Consider the following 15,993-nt stretch of genomic DNA (forward strand, 5'->3'; position numbering starts at 1 on the left):
CCGTCCGCGGCTGTCACCGCCGTGCGGAACAATGAACGGCACCGGACGCACCGGGCGGCACGCGGGAGGAGGGCACCGAGGCCATGGCCGTATGGGACGACCTGATCGGGCAGGACAGGGTCGTGGAGCAGCTCGCCGCCGCCGCGCGCGACGCCGACGCGTACGTGACGGCCGCCGCCTCCGGCCAGGAGGCGGTCCGGGCGGCGTCGTCCGGCCCGTCCGGCTCGGCGATGACCCACGCCTGGCTGTTCACCGGCCCGCCCGGCTCCGGCCTGGGGACGGCCGCCCGCGCCTTCGCCGCCGCCCTGCAGTGCGTCAGCCCCGACCGGGCGCTGGGCGGCGTGCCCGGCTGCGGCTTCTGCGACGGCTGCCACACGGCGCTGATCGGCACGCACGCCGACGTCGAGGTGGTCCGCGCGGCCGGCCTCAGCACCGGCGTCGGCGACACCCGCGACCTGGTGCGCCGCGCCCAGCTCTCCCCGTCCGGAGGACGCTGGCAGGTGGTCGTCCACGAGACCGCCGACCGGCTCACCGAGCAGGCCGCCAACGCCCTCCTCAAGGCCGTGGAGGAGCCCGCGCCCCGCACGGTGTGGCTGCTGTGCGCGCCCTCCGCCGACGACGTCCTGCCCACGATCCGCTCCCGCTGCCGCCACATGGTGCTGCGCACGCCGCCGGTGGACGCCGTCGCCGACCTGCTGATCCGGCGCGACGGCATCGAGCCGGAGGAGGCCGTGGCCGCCGCCCGCGCCACCCAGGGCCACATCGACCGGGCCCGCCGCCTGGCCACCGACGCGCGCGCCCGTACGCGCCGCGCCGCCGTCCTGGCCCTGCCCACCCGGATGGAGGACATCGGGGACGCGCTCAGGGCCGCCCAGCAACTGGTCGACGCGGCCGGCGAGGACGCCAGGGAGGCCGTGGAGGAGACGGACGCCAAGGAGACCGAGGAGATGCGCGCCGCGCTCGGCGCCTCCGAGGGGGGCCGCCTGCCGCGCGGCACGGCGGGCGTGATGAAGGACCTGGAGAAGCGGCAGAAGAGCCGCGCCACCCGCGCTCAGCGCGACTCCCTCGACCTCGCCCTGCTCGACCTCACCGCCTTCTACCGCGACGTGCTGGTCCGCCAGCTCGGCTCGTCCGTGGCGATCGCCAACGAGGACGTCCGCGACGCGGTGGAGCGGATCGCCGCGTCCACCCGTCCGGAGCAGACGCTGCGCCGTATGGAGGCCGTGCTGGAGTGCCGCCGCGCCGTCGAGCGCAACGTCGCCCCCCTGCTGGCCGTTGAGGCGATGGCGGTGGCGCTCCGGGCGGGCTGACCCCCGCCCCTCCCGCGTCCCCGCGCCGGCTTCCGGTGTCGGCTCGCCCCCTCACGGCTCCGGTCCGTATACGCTCCGGAGTCATGTGCACCAGGCGTCTGCTCCGTACCGGTGGCGTCGCGTTCGCGACGGCCGCGCTGTTGCTGTCGGGCTGCTCGGGTTCGGGCGATCCGGAACCCGAGCGCAGCGCGGAGCCCTCCCGGTCGTCGTCGCGCCCCTCGGACGACCGCGCGGTGGGCCCGGCCACGCCGCTCGACCCGCTGCCCGAGGCGATCCCGGCGAACCTCGAGCCGTACTACGGGCAGAAGCTGAGCTGGAAGGAGTGCGGTGTCCCCGGCTTCCAGTGCTCCGAGCTCAGGGTGCCGCTGGACTACGCCGAGCCGGACCGCTCGAAGGACCTGAAGCTCGCCGTCACCCGCAAGAAGGCGTCCGGCCCCGGCAAGCGCCTGGGCAGCCTGCACGTCAACCCGGGCGGCCCCGGCGGCTCCGCCGTCGACTACGTCCAGCTCGCGGCGGGCGTCGGCTACCCGGCCCCGGTGCGCGCCCGGTACGACATCGTCGGCATGGACCCGCGCGGCGTGGCCCGCAGCGAGCCCATCGAGTGCCTGACCGACGAGGAGATGGACGCCTACACCCGCACCGACGTCACCCCCGACGACAAGGGCGAGGTCGGCAGGCTGTCGGCGGCCTTCGAGAAGTTCGCCAAGGGGTGCCAGAAGCGGGAGGGCGACCTGCTCGGCCACGTCTCGACGATCGAGGCCGCCCGCGACATGGACGTCCTGCGCCAGGTGCTCGGGGACGACAGGCTCACCTACGTCGGCGCCTCCTACGGCACCTACCTCGGCGCCACCTACGCCGGGCTCTTCCCGTCCCGCGTCGGCCGGTTCGTCCTGGACGGCGCCATGGACCCCTCGCTCACCTCCCTCCAGCTCAACCTCGACCAGACCGCGGGGTTCGACACGGCCTTCACCGCCTTCGCCGAGGACTGCGTCAAGCGCGACGACTGCCCCCTGGGCGGCGGGAGCACCGAGGAGGCGGGCCGGCGGCTGAGCGACTTCTTCGAGCGCGTGGACGCCAGGCCCGTCGCCACGGGCGAGTCGCGCAGCCTGACCGAGTCGCTGGCCACGGTCGGCGTGCTGAACGCCATGTACACGGAGTACTACTGGCCCAAGCTGCGCTCGGCGCTCACCGCCGCGCAGAAGGGCGACGGCGCGGAGCTGCTGTCGCTGGCCGACGACTACTACGAGCGGGACGCCGGCGGCGGTTACGGCAACATCATGTACGCCAACGCCGCCGTGAACTGCCTCGACCTCCCCGCCCCCTTCAAGGACCCGGAGGCGGCGGAGAAGGCCGTCCGGGACTTCCGCGAGGCGTCTCCCGTCTTCGGCCGCAACTTCGCCTGGACCGCCCTGAACTGCACGTACTGGCAGCACCCGCCCACCGGTGAGCCCCACCGCATCGAGGCGAAGGGCGCCGCCCCCATCCTGGTCGTCGGCACCACCCGCGACCCGGCGACCCCCTACAAGTGGGCGCGGGGCCTGGCCGAGCAGCTCTCCTCGGCGACCCTCCTGACGTACGAGGGCGACGGCCACACGGCGTACGTGCGCGGCAGCGACTGCGTCGACTCGGCGGTCAACGCCTACCTGCTGCGCGGCAAGGTCCCGGCCGACGGCAAGAAGTGCTCCTGACCCGCGCCCCGCACCGGGTTCCGGTCCCGCGCCGGGCCGGAACCCGGTACGAGGCACCCCCGGGCACTGTGTAGACTTAACCGCGCTGCGGCTCGCCGCACGTATCGCCGCCTTAGCTCAGTCGGCCAGAGCGACGCACTCGTAATGCGTAGGTCAAGGGTTCGATTCCCTTAGGCGGCTCACTCCGGCAAGGGCCCAGGTCACCTCGGTGACCTGGGCCCTTCCGCGTTATGTGATCCTGCGGCGGCGCCGGGCGCGGGCCGCTCTGGTGGGGCTGGTCTCAGTCTGCGGCCGGAGGGCGTCCCCCATGCGCGGCCGGTCCGGCCCGCGCGCGGTCGGCTTCGTCGGGTGTTCCGGGCGCTCGTGGAGGACCGTGGCCTCCCGTGTGGTGGTGGAACGGGCAGGCTCCGTACGATCCCGGCGACGTGCGGGAACCACAGGGTTGCGCGTCCCTGGCGTCCCCCGCGCCCTCTGCGGCAGTCCGCCGCACACGCCGTTGCGCCGTCACCTGGCTCGTTCTTATTGATTGGCCGAAAACAGCCGTGAAGCCTCCGATTCCTCTCCGTTCGGCGCTGTTCAGCCCCGCTCCTCCTCTCATAGCATGGCCTCCTTGCGGGATTGGGCCCCCTTCGGGTCCGGATCGGGGGAACGTGAACAAAGCGGTGGTCGTAGGGATCGACAACTACGCGGATGCCCCCCTCTACGGGTGCGTGAACGATGCCGGCGAAATGGCGACCTGCCTCTCGCTCGAGCAGTACGACTTCGACACGAAGTTGCTGCTGAACTCCCGAGGGACGCGGAACGGCATACTCCGTGCGATATCCGAGGTGGCTTACGGTGAGGAAGAGGGGGATATATTCCTCATCTACTTCGCGGGCCACGGTCAGGTGATCGGGAGTGCGGGCCATCTGGTCACTCATGATGCACAGCCCTTCGACCCCGGTATATCGCTCAGTCATCTGGCGCAGTTGATGGAGTCGGCCAGTTCGAAGTTCAATCACGTGGTGGCCGTGCTGGACTGCTGCCATTCCGGTTCGGCGTTCGGCTGGACGAACAGCAGGCCTCTGCAGGTCGGAGACATCGAACAAGAGGTCCCGGCGGTCAACGAGAGCCGCTGCATTCTGGCGGCCTGCAGGCCGGAGCAGTACGCGAAGGAGTTCGCCAAGCGTGGGGTCTTCACCAACGCGCTGATCAATGCGCTGCTCGGCGACGCGGTCAACTGGAACGGCGAGATCACCTTGCTGGGTGTGTACGAGGCGGTGGCGGGAGAGATCCCCCCGGAGGTCCAGACGCCGGTCTTCAAGGGCGACATCGCCGGTACCGTGGTGCTCGGCAGGGGGTTTCCCAAGAGGGAGGGGCCGCCGATCGACAAGAGCGAACTGGCCCAGAACCTGGCCAAGGCCCACAGTCTGGTCGACCAGTACCACTACACCCAGCTCAAGGAACTCTCCGAACGCAACGTCAGGCTGCGGCAGGGAGGGAAGAAGTGCTCCATCGAGCTGGAATCCGTGGTGAGGTGGTTCCAGGAGACGGAGAAGGCGCTGCCTGACGTCCGGAGGAACCCCGACTGGAACTCCCTGGCCATTCGGATACGGGAGTTCCGGAAGAACCTGGCGGACATCAGCATCGGCGAGAACACCCGGTTCGGGCGTGTTGTCAGGCACTTGGGGCACGGCGGTTACGGTCATGTCTGGGAGCTGGAGGACGAAGAGGGCAGAAGCTATGCCATGAAGGTGTTCCACGGCAACGAACTCGATGACGAGGTCAAGGTCCGACGCTTCGCCAACGGGTACAGCAACATGAGGAAGCTGGAACACCCCCGGATCGTGCGCGTGCACCAGATGATGTCGGCTCCCTTCGGTTTCCTCATGGATTCCATCCCCGGTGACAACCTGCGGAACGCCTTCATAGACCGGTCGGACGCGGAGGGTGTGCTGCGTCTCATGATCGACATCTGCGAGACCGTCCAGCACGCGCATTCTCAGCAGGTGAAGCACCGGGACATAAAGCCCGAGAACATCATCATGTGCTTCGCCGGAGACGGCCGGCAGGTCCCGTATCTGACGGACTTCGACCTGGCGTACCACGAGACCAATCGGACCGTGACGACGAACATCGGAGTGGGTGGCGTGATCAACTACGCCGCCCCTGAGCAGTTGTTCGAGCCGAACGCCAAGGCGGCGCGAAGTGAGACCGTCGATGTGTTCAGCCTTGCCCAGCTCATGTTCTTCCTGGTCACCGGCAGGGATCCGAGTGGCGAGAACTTCACGAAGAACATCGAGATCCTGACGCGCGAGTTGTCGAGCTGGGTCGACGACCGGGCGGCCAAGAACCTGATCGACCTGTACAGGAGGGCGACGTCCAAGCACCCGGCCGACCGGCCGCAGACGGTGGTCGAGTTCGTGGGGCCCCTGCGGGCGGCGGAGTCGGTCGTCCAGATCGCCAGCGGAACGGACCAGGTCCCGGAGGAGGACCTCTGCCGCCGCATCGGTTCCCTCTACGTGGGTCTCAACAGGTACACGGCCACCGAAGGCGAGTGCCGGATGATGAGTCTCTCGGGCCAGGTCGAACTCGTCGTCCGTCTGAAGAGGATGGGCGGCCCCAGGAAGGCTTCCCTGGAGATCGAGTGCTCGGTCACGGAAAAACTCCCGGTCCCCTCCCTCAAGTCGGGGAAGTCGGCACGAGACTCGATCAACATGAGACTCGACAAGACCTTCGGCAAGTTCCCCGGGGTCAAGCGCCATCCGGGCAGTAAGGGGGCCTACCAGGTGTTCCTCGACGTCGAGGACGTCACCCTGGACGTCAGCGGCGTCAACAGGGTGGTGGACGTCATGACGCGGGCTGTCGCCAGCATCGAGCAGTGGTAGTCCCGGGGCGCGGAACCAGTCGGTGGGGCCGCATCGGGCGGGATGGTCCGGCGCGACCCCGCCGGCCCGCTCATCCCTTGACCACGCCCAGCGGCACCAGGCGCGCCACCGGGCGGGCCAGGCCCGCGCCCTCGGTGGCGGCGGCGACCGCGTCGACGTCCTTGTAGGCCTCCGGCGTCTCCTCGGCGAGGCCGCGCCAGGAGGACGGGCGGACGGCGACGCCCGCTGCCTCCAGACGGCCGCGCAGCTCCTCGCCGCGGACCCGGCGCAGCGCCTGGTGGCGGCTCCAGACCCGGCCCGCGCCGTGGCAGGCGGAGAGGAAGGCGTCGTTGCCGGGTTCGCCGACCAGCACGTAGGACGCGGTGCCCATGGTGCCGGGGATCAGCACCGGCTGCCCGGCTCCGGCGAGTTCCTCCGGAAGGTCCGGGTGGCCGGGCGGCAGCGCGCGGGTGGCGCCCTTGCGGTGGACGCACAGGCGGCGGGGTGTGCCGTCCACCTCGTGGGTCTCGGTCTTCGCCATGTTGTGGGAGACGTCGTAGACCAGGTCCACCCCCACCCCCGCCGCCGACGCGAAGGCGCGGCGCACGGCCTCGGTGAGCAGCTGGCGGTTGGCGCGGCCGTAGTTGGCGGCGGCGGCCATCGCCCCCAGGTAGGCCCGCCCCTCCGGCGAGACGACCGGCGCGCACGCCAGCTGCCGGTCCGGGAGGGAGATGCCGAAGCGGCGCAGCGAGCGGTCCATGACGCGGACGTGGTCGGTGCACACCTGGTGGCCCAGGCCCCGGGAGCCGCAGTGGATCATCACGCAGACCCCGCCGGGACGCAGGCCGAAGGCGGACGCGGCCCGCTCGTCGTGGATCCGGTCGACGGCCTGCACCTCCAGGAAGTGGTTGCCCGAGCCCAGGCTGCCGACCTGCTGGAGCCCCCGTTCCACGGCCCGCGCGCCGACCCGGGAGGGGTCGGCCTCCTCCAGCGCGCCGCGGTCCTCGCAGAAGGTCAGGTCGCGCGGTACGCCGTGACCGTGCTCGACCGCGTAACCGGCGCCGCCCGCCAGCAGCTCCTCCATCTCCGGGCGCCCGGGGAGCTTCCACAGGCCGCCGCGGCCCGTGCCGCGCGGGACGGTGTCGCCCAGGAGGTCCATCAGCTCCCGCAGACGGGGCGCCAGCCCGTCGCGGTCGATGCCGGCGGCGAGGAGGCGCACCCCGCAGGAGATGTCGAAGCCCACCCCGCCGGGCGAGACCACGCCGCCGCCGTCGACGTCGGTGGCGGCCACCCCGCCGATCGGGAACCCGTACCCCCAGTGCACGTCGGGCATGGCGAAGGAGGCGCGGACGACGCCGGGCAGGGTGGCCACGTTCGCCACCTGCTCCAGCGCCCGGTCGCCCGCCGCCTCGGGCAGCAGGGCGCGGGTGGCGAACACGACACCGGGCACGCGCATCGCGCCCCGCCGGCCGATGCGGAAGCGGAACGGGCTCTCCTCGGTCAGGGTGATGTCCACGGTCCCCTCCGGGGACGTTCCCGGGGCCCTTCGCGGCGGCGCGTTCAGCCGGCCGGGGCCGGGGCCGGCGCGGGTTCGAGGAGGGTGCGGACGTCGTGCGGCAACTGGTCGAGCGCCCTCTCCAACTGCCCCGGCGACAGGTGCCCGCGCACGGCCTCGGTGACCGCCGGGACGATCCGGGGGACCGCCTCGGTGCTCACCAGGGCCTCCTGGGCGAAGCGGTTCACATAGGCCTCGCGGTCGTACTTGACCGGCGCGGCGCTGGGAACCCAGCCGTCGTAGTAGACCCCGCGCAGCAGCTCGGGGAGCTGGGCGGCGAAGTGGGCGGCGGAGTCGACGGTGAGCCGGTCGCGGAGGGTGTGCAGCCAGGTGCGCAGGACGCGGTTGGCCAGGTGCCGGTCCTCGGTTCCCAGGGCTTCGGACACCGCCTTCAGCCAGACGTTCGCCGTGTGGATGACGCGCTCGAATTCGGCCGCGTGCGTGGCGGACATGGATCCTCCTCCTCGGAGAAAGAGGTCGTGGGGCGCCGTGGGACGCCGTGGGACGCCGTGCGGCCGTCGCGTCCGAGGCGGAGCCGGGTGGGCGGAATGACCGCTTCGTCCCTGTCCTGGCGTCCATGGTATTGCGGACGGCCCGTGCGGTCACCCGTTCGGCCCGTTCGGCCCCGCTCACACGTCGAGCGTCACCGAGCACTCCCAGCCCCGCGGTCCGGGGCCGAAGCCCAGCCCGTGCAGGGTGACCGCCTTCGGCGCCGCCCCCGTCTCCGCGAGCGAGCCGACGTCGGCCATGTGCAGGACGGCCCGCACGCCGCCGGGCACGGGCGTCAGCTCCACGTCGGCCGGGACCTCGCCCTCCGCGTCGAGCCGGTACACCACCTCGTCCAGCAGGGCCACCAGCAGGTCCTCGTCCGTCCCCGCGCGCACCTCGACGTCCCGCCGCCGCAGTCCGGCGGCCCCCGACAGGTCCGCGAACGACTCGCAGACGCCGCGTACCGCGTGCGCCAGGCACTCCTCGCGGGTCGGGGCCCACGCCTCCACCCGCAGGTCGGCGGTGTGCGGGACGCTCCGGTGCCCGCCGCGGTGCCTGCCGCCGTGTCCGCCGCGCCGCGCGCCGCGTCCCGGTCGCGCCATGGTCCCGTCCTCCCCGCCTTCCCCGCCCTTCTCGTGCCCGCTCCTCCATCGTCGCCCCGCGGGCGCGCGGACGCGCGTCGCGGCGGCCGGCGGGCGGGGGTGTAATGGGAGGAGGAGCGCTACCGACCGATGGGAGCGACCCGTGTCCCGCACCGATGTCCTCCAGTACGCCAAGCCGGATACGGTCTTCGACCGCGACGCGGAGTGGGAAGCGCTCACCGCCTTCGCCTCCGACCCGCGGCCCGGCCCCGGCCTCGGCGCCGTCTCGGGACGCCTCCGGCAGGGCAAGACGTATCTGCTCCGGGCGCTCACCGAGGCCGCCGGCGGCTTCTACTTCGGTGCGCGGGAGGCGGTGCGGTCGGAGTCCCTGCGCCTCCTGGGCGAGCGGATCGCCGAGTACGCCGGCACGCCGCCGGAGGGCCGCCCGCGCGGCTGGGAGGCGGCCGTCGACGCCCTGCTGGCGCTGGGGGACGGACGGCCGCTGCCGGTCGTCGTCGACGAGTTCCCCCGCCTGGTGCGGCAGAGCCCCTCGCTGCCCTCCGTGATCTGCGCCGCCCACCGGCGCCGGGCCGCCGAGGGGGGAGGGGCCCGTCCCCGCCTGCTGCTGTGCGGCAGCGACCTGCCGGTGATGCACCGGCTGTTCAGCGGGCCCTCGCCGCTGCACGGGCTGGCCGACCTGGAACTGGCGGTGCGCCCGCTGGACTTCCGGCGGGCCGCGCGCTTCTGGGGCGCCGACGACCCCCGCCTGGCGTTCCTGGTGCACGCCGTCGTGGGCGGCACCCCCGCCTACCGGCGCGACCACGTCTGGGACGACGCCCCCGGCGGCCCGGACGACTTCGACGACTGGGTGTGCCGGACGGTCCTCGATCCCCGCAGGCCCCTCCACCACGAGGCGGGCAGGCTGCTGCTGGAGGAGGCCGACCACCTCGACCGCGCCCTGTGCCACTCCGCGCTCGCGGCCGTCGCCCTGGGGTGCTCCACCACCGGCGGGATCGCCGAGTGCCTGGACACCCCGCTGGCCGACGTCTCCCGCTGCCTGGAGCTGCTGCACGCGTGCGGACTGCTGGGCGCCGAACCCGACGCCTTCCGCCCGAACGTCACCCGGCTGCGGATCGCCGAGCCGCTGCTCGCCTTCGAGTACGCGGTCGTCCGGCCGTGGCGCCCGTCGGCGGAGCGGGGCGACGCCGCGGCCCGGTGGCGCCGGGCGCGCCCCTTCTTCGAGGCGGCGGTGGCGGCACCGCACTTCGCGCAGGTGTGTCGAGACTGGGCCGTGGAGTTCGCCGACCCGGCCACCTTCGGGGGCACACCCGCCACGGCGCTCCACGGCTCCCCGCTCCACCCGGCGGACTCCGTCCCCGCCGCCGAGGTCGTGGTGCGGGGCCCGGCGGGGGAGCGCCCCGGGGCGCTGCTGTCGGTCGGGCTGGCGCGCTGGGACGAGGTGATGGACGTCTCCCACCTGGAGCGGCTGCGCCGTCTGGTCGCGCTGCTCGCCGAGCGCGGCGAGGACACCGCCCGCACCCGGCCCGCCTGCTACTCCGGCGCGGGCTTCACCCCGGCGCTGCGCGCGGCGGAGGCGGACGGGGACGTGGTGCTCGTCGGCCTCGACCGGCTGTACCGGGGGCGGTAGCGCGGCCGGTCCCCGGCGGTTCGCGGGGTTTCGTAGGGTAGGGGCCGGTGGACCGCCGGAGACGTGGGTGTGTGGGGGGAGCGGATGCTGCATCTGCTGGTGCTGGAGTACACGGGCTCGCCGGAGCGGGCGGAACCGTACGCCGCCGCCCGTGCGGACTTCCTGGAGCGCCACCACCGCGAGGGCGTCTTCCTGCTGTCCGGGCGGGCGGTGCCCGCGGAGCGCGGGGGAGCGATCCTGGTCCGCGGCGTCGACCGGGCGGCGGTGGAGCGGATCGCCGCCGGGGACCCGCTCGTGGCGGCCGGGGTGGCGAGGTACGGGATAACGACGGTCGATCCGGGGCGCGTGCACCCCGCGCTGGCCGGGGTGCTGGCCGTGGACTCCTCCCGGGTGCGCGGCTGAGGCCGTGGGCGGTCCGGGGCGGCCGTTCGCCCCGCGCTGGCCGGGTCCGTGTCCGGGGGCGCCTTCCCGCCCCACGGGGTTCCGGGCCGGCGGGCGTGTTTGCCGCGGTTCCCCTCGCGGCCCGGAACGGGCGCGCCCTGGAGCGGAGTTCGGCCCGTTCCGGGACCGGCGTCTGTCAGCGTTCCCCCGGCGGGGACGGCCGGGACGACGGGGACAGCCGGAGGAGGCGGCCCTGGCCGGCGGTTCGGCCGCTCACCCGGTGCGAACTCCGGGGTCGGTGATCTCGCCGGTGCGCGCGGTTCCGCCGGGCCACCGGGGAGGCGGGGAGGCGGATGCCGGGCGCGGCGGTCAGACGCCGTCGGCGGGTTTGCGGAAGACCAGCAGGTAGCGCCAGAACAGCAGTCTGCGCAGGGTCGATCCGGGCAGCAGTACGGCCGCCTCCCGCCGGATCTCCTCCAGCGGCATCTCGGGCCGCTTCACCGGCGCCCCGGCGGACAGGGGTTCGCGGGGCGGGCGGATCCTCTCCCGCGCGGCGACCGCGAGCCGGGCCCCCGCGTTGACCGGGACCGCGGCCAGGCTCCAGGCCCGGTCCGCCCACGACCTCTCCGCACAACAGCCCAGGACGGCCAGGACGCCGCCGGGCGCCAGCGCGTCCCGCAGCGCGGCGACCGTGCCGAACGGCATGTGGTGGAGGCTCGCCAGGCAGGAGACGAGGTCGTAGCGGTCCCGCGGCAGTTCGGTCCGGGTGACGTCCGCGTGGCGGAAGCCCGGCCGGCGCCGTTCCGGGCGGCCCCCCGCCGCCGCGCGGGCGGTCGCGACCGCCTCGGCCGACGAGTCGATCCCTTCGACCTCGATCCCCAGGTCCGCGAGCCGCCGCGCGAAGCGCCCGGTTCCGCAGCCGACGTCGAGGGCGGTACGGCAGCCGGGCGGCACCTGGCGCAGCAGCAGCCGGTGGTAGTGGTCGTTGTGGTCGAACGGCATGGCGCCGACGGTGCCACAGCCGGCCGTCCGCCGTCCCCTCGGCGACCGCCGGTCCGGACGGTGCGGACGGTCCGGCCGGTCCGGCCGGCGGTGCGGGTGACCGGGCCTCGCAGCCCTCGCGGACGATCGGCGGGATCGCCTCCCGGACGGACCCGCCCCCGCTCGCCGCGGCCCCCGGAGGGGTGTGGGAAGTGGATTTCTGTCGAATTTCTATCGAATGTGTTTCGGCTCTGTTGCTGTGGGGGAGCGCACTCGTAACGCACTGGGAGCGCTCCCAGTGCCATCCCCTCACACCCGAAGGCAGAGACTGCGATGAATTGTCATGAGCGCGTCTTAGGGGGCCGCTGGGCGGCCCGTCTCCTCGCCGTGCTGGCCGCCGTGCTGCTCGGCATGCTCCCGTGGGCCGGGACCGCGTCCGCCCACGGATCGGTCGTCGACCCCGCCTCCCGCAACTACGGCTGCTGGCTCCGCTGGGGCAGCGACTTCCAGAACCCGGTCATGCAGCGGGAAGACCCCATGTGCTGGCAGGCGTGGCAGACCGACACCAACGCGATGTGGAACTGGAACGGTCTGTACCGCGAGAACGTCGGCGGCAACCACCGGGCGTTCATCCCCGACGGGCAGCTGTGCAGCGCCGGGCTCACGGGCGACGGCCGGTACCGCGCCATGGACACCCCCGGCCAGTGGAAGAAGACGAACGTCGGCCGCGACTTCACGGTCCACCTGCACGACCAGGCCCGGCACGGCGCGGACTACCTCCAGATCTACGTCACCCGCCAGGGCTTCGACCCCGTCACCCAGCGGCTGGGCTGGGGCGATCTGGAGCTGATCAAGACGACCGGCAAGTACGCCCCCACCTCGGACATCAAGGTGGGCGTCAGCGCTCCGGGCCGCAGCGGGCACCATGTCGTCTACACGATCTGGAAGGCCTCGCACGCGGACCAGGTCTACTACATCTGCAGTGACGTGAACTTCGGCTGAGCCGGGGACCGCCGGCACGAGGGAGCTGGCACCGTCAGGCCGGCAGGGGCCGGCCGGGCGGGACCTCGGGGGTGCGCAGGACGAGCACGGCCATGTCGTCGTGGCCGTCGCTGGTGTGGTGGTCGGCCAGGATCCGGCACAGCTTGTCCGGCGGCTCGTCGGCATGGGCGGCGGCGACCTCGGCGAGCTCGTCCATGCACGCGTCGAGGGAGCGCTTCGGGTGCTCCACCAGCCCGTCCGTGAAGAGGACCACCGTGGTTCCGCCCGGCAGGGGGCGGGTGTGGTCGGGGCGGGGCTGCCGGGTGTCGACGCCGAGCGGCACGCCGGGGTCGGCGTGCAGATAGCTCGTCCTCCGGTCCGGCGTGATCACCAGGGGCGGCAGGTGCCCGGCGGTGCTCCAGTGCAGGCACCACCCGTCGTCCTCCGGCTCGATGCGGGCCAGGCAGGCGGTGGTGACGGGGCTCTCGGTGATCGCGTGGAGGGTGCGGTCGAGCTGGGAGAGGACCAGGCTGGGCGGGGTGCGCCGGTCGTACAGCAGCGCGCGGAGCATGTTGCGGGTCTGGGCCATGGAGGCCGCGGCCCTCAGGTCGTGCCCGACGACGTCGCCGATGACGGCCGCGCAGGACCGGTCGGGCAGCAGGATGGCGTCGTACCAGTCCCCGCCGAGCTGCCCGGGGGCCGTCGCGGGCCGGTAGACGGCCGATCCGCTGAACGGTTGGAGGTCGGGCAGCCGGGGCAGCAGCAGGCGCTGGAAGTTCTCGGCGCCGGAGCGGACCTGCTCGAACAGGCGGGCGTTCTCGATGGCCACGCCCGCCGCGCCCGCCAGCGCGGTGACGATGTTCTCGTCCTGGGCGTCGAAGGGGCGGCCGTCGCGCCGGTCGGTCAGGTACAGGTCGCCGTAGATCTCGCCCCGGACGCTGATCGCGACGCCCAGCAGCGTGCGCATCGGCGGGTGCCCGGGCGGGAAGCCCGAGGAGTTGGGGTGGGCGCCGATGTGCTCGACCCGCAGCGGCTCGGGGTTGCGGATCAGGTGCCCGAGCAGGCCGTGGCCCCGGGGGAGCTCCACACCGGCGAGCGCGGCCTCCTCCTCCCGGCTCAGCCCGACCGGGATGAACTGCTCCAGCATCTCGCCGGTCTCGTCCAGTACGCCGAGGGCGCCGTAGCGGGCGTCGACCAGCTCCATCGCGGTGGTGACGATGCGGCGCAGCACCACGGGCAGCTCCAGCTCGCGGCTGATGGCCATCACGGCGTCGAGCAGGCTCTGCAGCCGCTCCTGGGCGCGGGTCAGGGACCGGATCTGCTCGGTGATCTCGGTGAGCTCTGTGGTTTCGGCGGTCTCGGCGATCCGGCCGGGGTCGGCGTCCGGGCCGTCCGACGGGGCGGGGGACAGCCCCTGTTCCTGCCGCCGCGGCTCCTGGCCCTGCTCCATTGACCCTCCTCGTCGCTGTGGGGCGAGCACGCTATCCGGTCCGTCTCCCCGCGGGGGAGAGTGGCCGGTATCTTCCACCGGCGACGCTTCACAGGTTTATGCTAAGACCCTTTTGTTCGGTAAGTGGCGATCCGCGATCCGGTGCGGCGGATGCCTGCCGAAGGGGTGCTCGGTAGCATGCGGGCATCGCGGTTACTGGCCAGTAGGTCCGCGTTCGCGGCGACCGGCCGGTTCCACCCCCTGCCCGAAGGAGCAGCCATGCCCACGCTCGACCGCCAAGGCGACGTCTTCGTCCTCGACCTCGGGGACGGCGAGAACCGCTTCCACCCCGACTGGCTCGCCTCGGTCGGCGCCCTGCTGGACGAGGTGGAGAAGGCCGAGGGGCCGCGCGCCCTGGTCACCGCGGCGACCGGCAAGTTCTTCTCCAACGGCCTGGACCTCGAGTGGCTCCTGGCCAACACCGACAGGGCCGCCGAGTACGCGGCCGGCGTCCAGGAGCTCTTCGCCCGGGTGCTGACCCTGCCGCTGATCACCGTGGCCGCCCTCCAGGGGCACACCTTCGCGGCCGGCGCCATGCTCTCCCTCTGCCACGACTTCCGCGTGATGCGCGCCGACCGGGGCTTCTGGTGCCTGCCCGAGGCCGACATCCACATCCCCTTCACCCCCGGCATGTCCGCCCTCATCCAGGCCCGGCTGACCCCGCAGACGGCCCACGAGTCCATGACCACCGCCCGCCGCTACGGCGGACAGGACGCGCTGGCCGCCGGGATCGTCGACCGCGCGGTGGAGGAGGGCGCCGTCCGCGGGACGGCGATCGAGATCGCCGGCTCCCTGGCGGGCAAGGCCGGGCCCACCCTCGGCACGATCAAGTCCCGCATGTACGGCCCGGCCGCCGCGGAGCTGCGCGCCGAGGAGATCCCGCTCAGCCTCGGCGGCTGACCCGCCGGCCGGACACCGGGGACGGGCCGCCGTCCCGGCTCCGCGCGGCCGGGCCGCGGACGGCCGTCCGCACCCGGTGCACTCCGCCGCCCGGCGCGGCGCCGCCTCCGGGCCGTTCCGGTCGCTCCGGTCGTTCCGGCCGTCCGGGAGGCAGGGGGCACGGGGTGGGGTTACAGGCTGCACGGCGGAGTCGCGGCCGTTCTGGGGACCGCGTCGCTGGCGTGTGCCCTGCTGACGTTCCGGGGGTCCTGCTGCCGGAATCCGGGTGGTCGGTGCCGGTGAGCATGCTGTCGGCCTCTCCGCTCCTCATGGCCGCGGTGCTGCGGGGGCTCGTCTCCGTGAGCGACCGGCGTGCCCTGTGGACGGCCTTCCGGTGGCGGGCCTTCTCCTCGGCGGAGCGTCGGCCGCCTTCCCGAGCACGGGGGAGCTGCGGAGGCGGTAGGCGGCGGCCCTCCGGCCCGCCCGCGGCGGGACACGGCCGGAAACGCCGTGGCCCCGGCCCGCGGCGGGCACTAGGGTCGGCCGGGTGACTGCCGGGTCGGCCATGGGCCACACACGAGTGGGGCGCCCGGCCCCGGCGTGAGCGCGGGGCGGGCGAGAGCCCCGCCCTTCTCCGTCTCCTCCCACCGGCGCCCCACGCGGCGCCCGTCCCAGCGGATCCCGAGACCGGAGACACCACAGATGCCACCCGAGCAGCACCACCGGAGCGAGACCGAGCCGTCGGCCACCACCGTCCAGCTGAACCACACCGTCGTGTACGCCAGGGACCGGCGGTCGTCGGCCGAGTTCATCGCCGCGATCCTGGGCCTGGAGGTCGGCGCCCCGTTCGGGCCGTTCCTGCCCGTCGACCTCGGCAACGGCGTGACGCTCGACTACCACGAGCTGCGTGACGAGCCGATCCAGTCGCAGCACTACGCGTTCCTCGTGCCCGACGAGCGGTTCGACGCCATGATCGCCCGCCTGGAGGCGATGGGGGTCACCTACTACGCCGACCCCCACCACACCGAGCCCGGCGGGATCAACCGCCTCTTCGGCGGACGCGGCGCGTACTTCGACGACCCGGACGGCCACAACATGGAGATCATGACGCGCCCCTACGCGCGGCCGTAGCAGACCGTCCGGTGGCGGTCCGCCGGCTCCCGCG

General features: G+C 73.3%; 13 protein-coding genes and 1 tRNA gene. 9 read left to right on the forward strand and 5 right to left on the reverse strand.

From position 1 onward, the window contains the following. Window positions 1-83: 83 nt before the first annotated feature. From QC029_RS10980 to QC029_RS10995, 4 genes are all read left to right on the forward strand, one after another. Window positions 84-1,310, forward strand: coding sequence for a DNA polymerase III subunit delta' (locus QC029_RS10980; RefSeq protein WP_279555357.1), 1,227 nt, complete (start codon window positions 84-86; stop codon window positions 1,308-1,310). A gap of 83 nt (window positions 1,311-1,393) precedes the next feature. Next, entirely contained in the window at window positions 1,394-2,998 is a 1,605-nt protein-coding gene (locus QC029_RS10985; RefSeq protein WP_279555358.1) for an alpha/beta hydrolase, read from the forward strand. Between the two features lie 106 nt (window positions 2,999-3,104). After that, window positions 3,105-3,178: transfer RNA gene (locus QC029_RS10990), tRNA-Thr, on the forward strand. 470 nt (window positions 3,179-3,648) lie between these two features. After that, entirely contained in the window at window positions 3,649-5,865 is a 2,217-nt protein-coding gene (locus QC029_RS10995) for a caspase family protein (protein WP_279555359.1), read from the forward strand. Between the two features lie 70 nt (window positions 5,866-5,935). Here QC029_RS10995 and QC029_RS11000 read toward each other — a convergent pair whose 3' ends face one another. From QC029_RS11000 to QC029_RS11010, 3 genes are all read right to left on the reverse strand, one after another. After that, the gene (locus QC029_RS11000) at window positions 5,936-7,360 is read right to left on the reverse strand and encodes an RtcB family protein (protein WP_336621575.1); all 1,425 of its coding nucleotides are present in this window, start codon (window positions 7,358-7,360) and stop codon (window positions 5,936-5,938) included. A gap of 44 nt (window positions 7,361-7,404) precedes the next feature. Then, window positions 7,405-7,851 carry a DUF2267 domain-containing protein gene (locus QC029_RS11005; protein WP_279555360.1) on the reverse strand — a complete coding sequence of 149 codons (447 nt, stop codon included), beginning with the start codon at window positions 7,849-7,851 and terminating at the stop codon, window positions 7,405-7,407. A gap of 177 nt (window positions 7,852-8,028) precedes the next feature. Continuing rightward, entirely contained in the window at window positions 8,029-8,490 is a 462-nt protein-coding gene (locus QC029_RS11010) for an archease (protein ID WP_279555361.1), read from the reverse strand. A 142-nt stretch (window positions 8,491-8,632) separates the two neighbouring features. Here QC029_RS11010 and QC029_RS11015 point away from each other — a divergent pair, with 142 nt between their 5' ends. Both QC029_RS11015 and QC029_RS11020 read left to right on the forward strand, forming a co-directional pair. Then, window positions 8,633-10,117 carry an ATP-binding protein gene (locus QC029_RS11015; RefSeq protein WP_279555362.1) on the forward strand — a complete coding sequence of 495 codons (1,485 nt, stop codon included), beginning with the start codon at window positions 8,633-8,635 and terminating at the stop codon, window positions 10,115-10,117. 63 nt (window positions 10,118-10,180) lie between these two features. Then, on the forward strand, window positions 10,181-10,519 hold the full coding sequence (locus tag QC029_RS11020; protein WP_279555363.1) for a YciI family protein: 339 nt from the start codon (window positions 10,181-10,183) through the stop codon (window positions 10,517-10,519). 348 nt (window positions 10,520-10,867) lie between these two features. Here QC029_RS11020 and QC029_RS11025 read toward each other — a convergent pair whose 3' ends face one another. Next, window positions 10,868-11,500, reverse strand: coding sequence for a bifunctional 2-polyprenyl-6-hydroxyphenol methylase/3-demethylubiquinol 3-O-methyltransferase UbiG (locus tag QC029_RS11025; RefSeq protein WP_279555364.1), 633 nt, complete (start codon window positions 11,498-11,500; stop codon window positions 10,868-10,870). Window positions 11,501-11,812: 312 nt separating this feature from the next. On the opposite strand from QC029_RS11025, the gene QC029_RS11030 reads away from it, so the two are divergent. Further along, entirely contained in the window at window positions 11,813-12,481 is a 669-nt protein-coding gene (locus QC029_RS11030; RefSeq protein WP_279555365.1) for a lytic polysaccharide monooxygenase, read from the forward strand. A 34-nt stretch (window positions 12,482-12,515) separates the two neighbouring features. Here QC029_RS11030 and QC029_RS11035 read toward each other — a convergent pair whose 3' ends face one another. Then, window positions 12,516-13,910, reverse strand: coding sequence for a PP2C family protein-serine/threonine phosphatase (locus tag QC029_RS11035; protein WP_279555366.1), 1,395 nt, complete (start codon window positions 13,908-13,910; stop codon window positions 12,516-12,518). Between the two features lie 258 nt (window positions 13,911-14,168). On the opposite strand from QC029_RS11035, the gene QC029_RS11040 reads away from it, so the two are divergent. Then, on the forward strand, window positions 14,169-14,849 hold the full coding sequence (locus tag QC029_RS11040) for an enoyl-CoA hydratase-related protein (RefSeq protein WP_279555368.1): 681 nt from the start codon (window positions 14,169-14,171) through the stop codon (window positions 14,847-14,849). Between the two features lie 681 nt (window positions 14,850-15,530). Beyond that, the gene (locus QC029_RS11045) at window positions 15,531-15,959 is read left to right on the forward strand and encodes a VOC family protein (RefSeq protein WP_279555369.1); all 429 of its coding nucleotides are present in this window, start codon (window positions 15,531-15,533) and stop codon (window positions 15,957-15,959) included. Window positions 15,960-15,993: the final 34 nt, after the last annotated feature.

Source organism: Streptomyces sp. DH37 (assembly GCF_029813835.1).
Lineage (GTDB): Bacteria > Actinomycetota > Actinomycetes > Streptomycetales > Streptomycetaceae > Streptomyces.

Excerpts from the sequence above, each read along its gene's own strand:
- QC029_RS11040 (WP_279555368.1), top strand. The coding sequence starts at position 14,169 with ATGCCCACGCTCGACCGCCAAGGCGACGTCTTCGTCCTCGACCTCGGG.
- QC029_RS10985 (WP_279555358.1), top strand. The coding sequence starts at position 1,394 with ATGTGCACCAGGCGTCTGCTCCGTACCGGTGGCGTCGCGTTCGCGACG.
- QC029_RS11030 (WP_279555365.1), top strand. The coding sequence starts at position 11,813 with ATGAATTGTCATGAGCGCGTCTTAGGGGGCCGCTGGGCGGCCCGTCTC.
- QC029_RS10980 (WP_279555357.1), top strand. The coding sequence starts at position 84 with ATGGCCGTATGGGACGACCTGATCGGGCAGGACAGGGTCGTGGAGCAG.
- QC029_RS11025 (WP_279555364.1), bottom strand. The coding sequence starts at position 11,500 with ATGCCGTTCGACCACAACGACCACTACCACCGGCTGCTGCTGCGCCAG.
- QC029_RS11045 (WP_279555369.1), top strand. The coding sequence starts at position 15,531 with ATGCCACCCGAGCAGCACCACCGGAGCGAGACCGAGCCGTCGGCCACC.
- QC029_RS11005 (WP_279555360.1), bottom strand. The coding sequence starts at position 7,851 with ATGTCCGCCACGCACGCGGCCGAATTCGAGCGCGTCATCCACACGGCG.
- QC029_RS11035 (WP_279555366.1), bottom strand. The coding sequence starts at position 13,910 with ATGGAGCAGGGCCAGGAGCCGCGGCGGCAGGAACAGGGGCTGTCCCCC.
- QC029_RS11010 (WP_279555361.1), bottom strand. The coding sequence starts at position 8,490 with ATGGCGCGACCGGGACGCGGCGCGCGGCGCGGCGGACACGGCGGCAGG.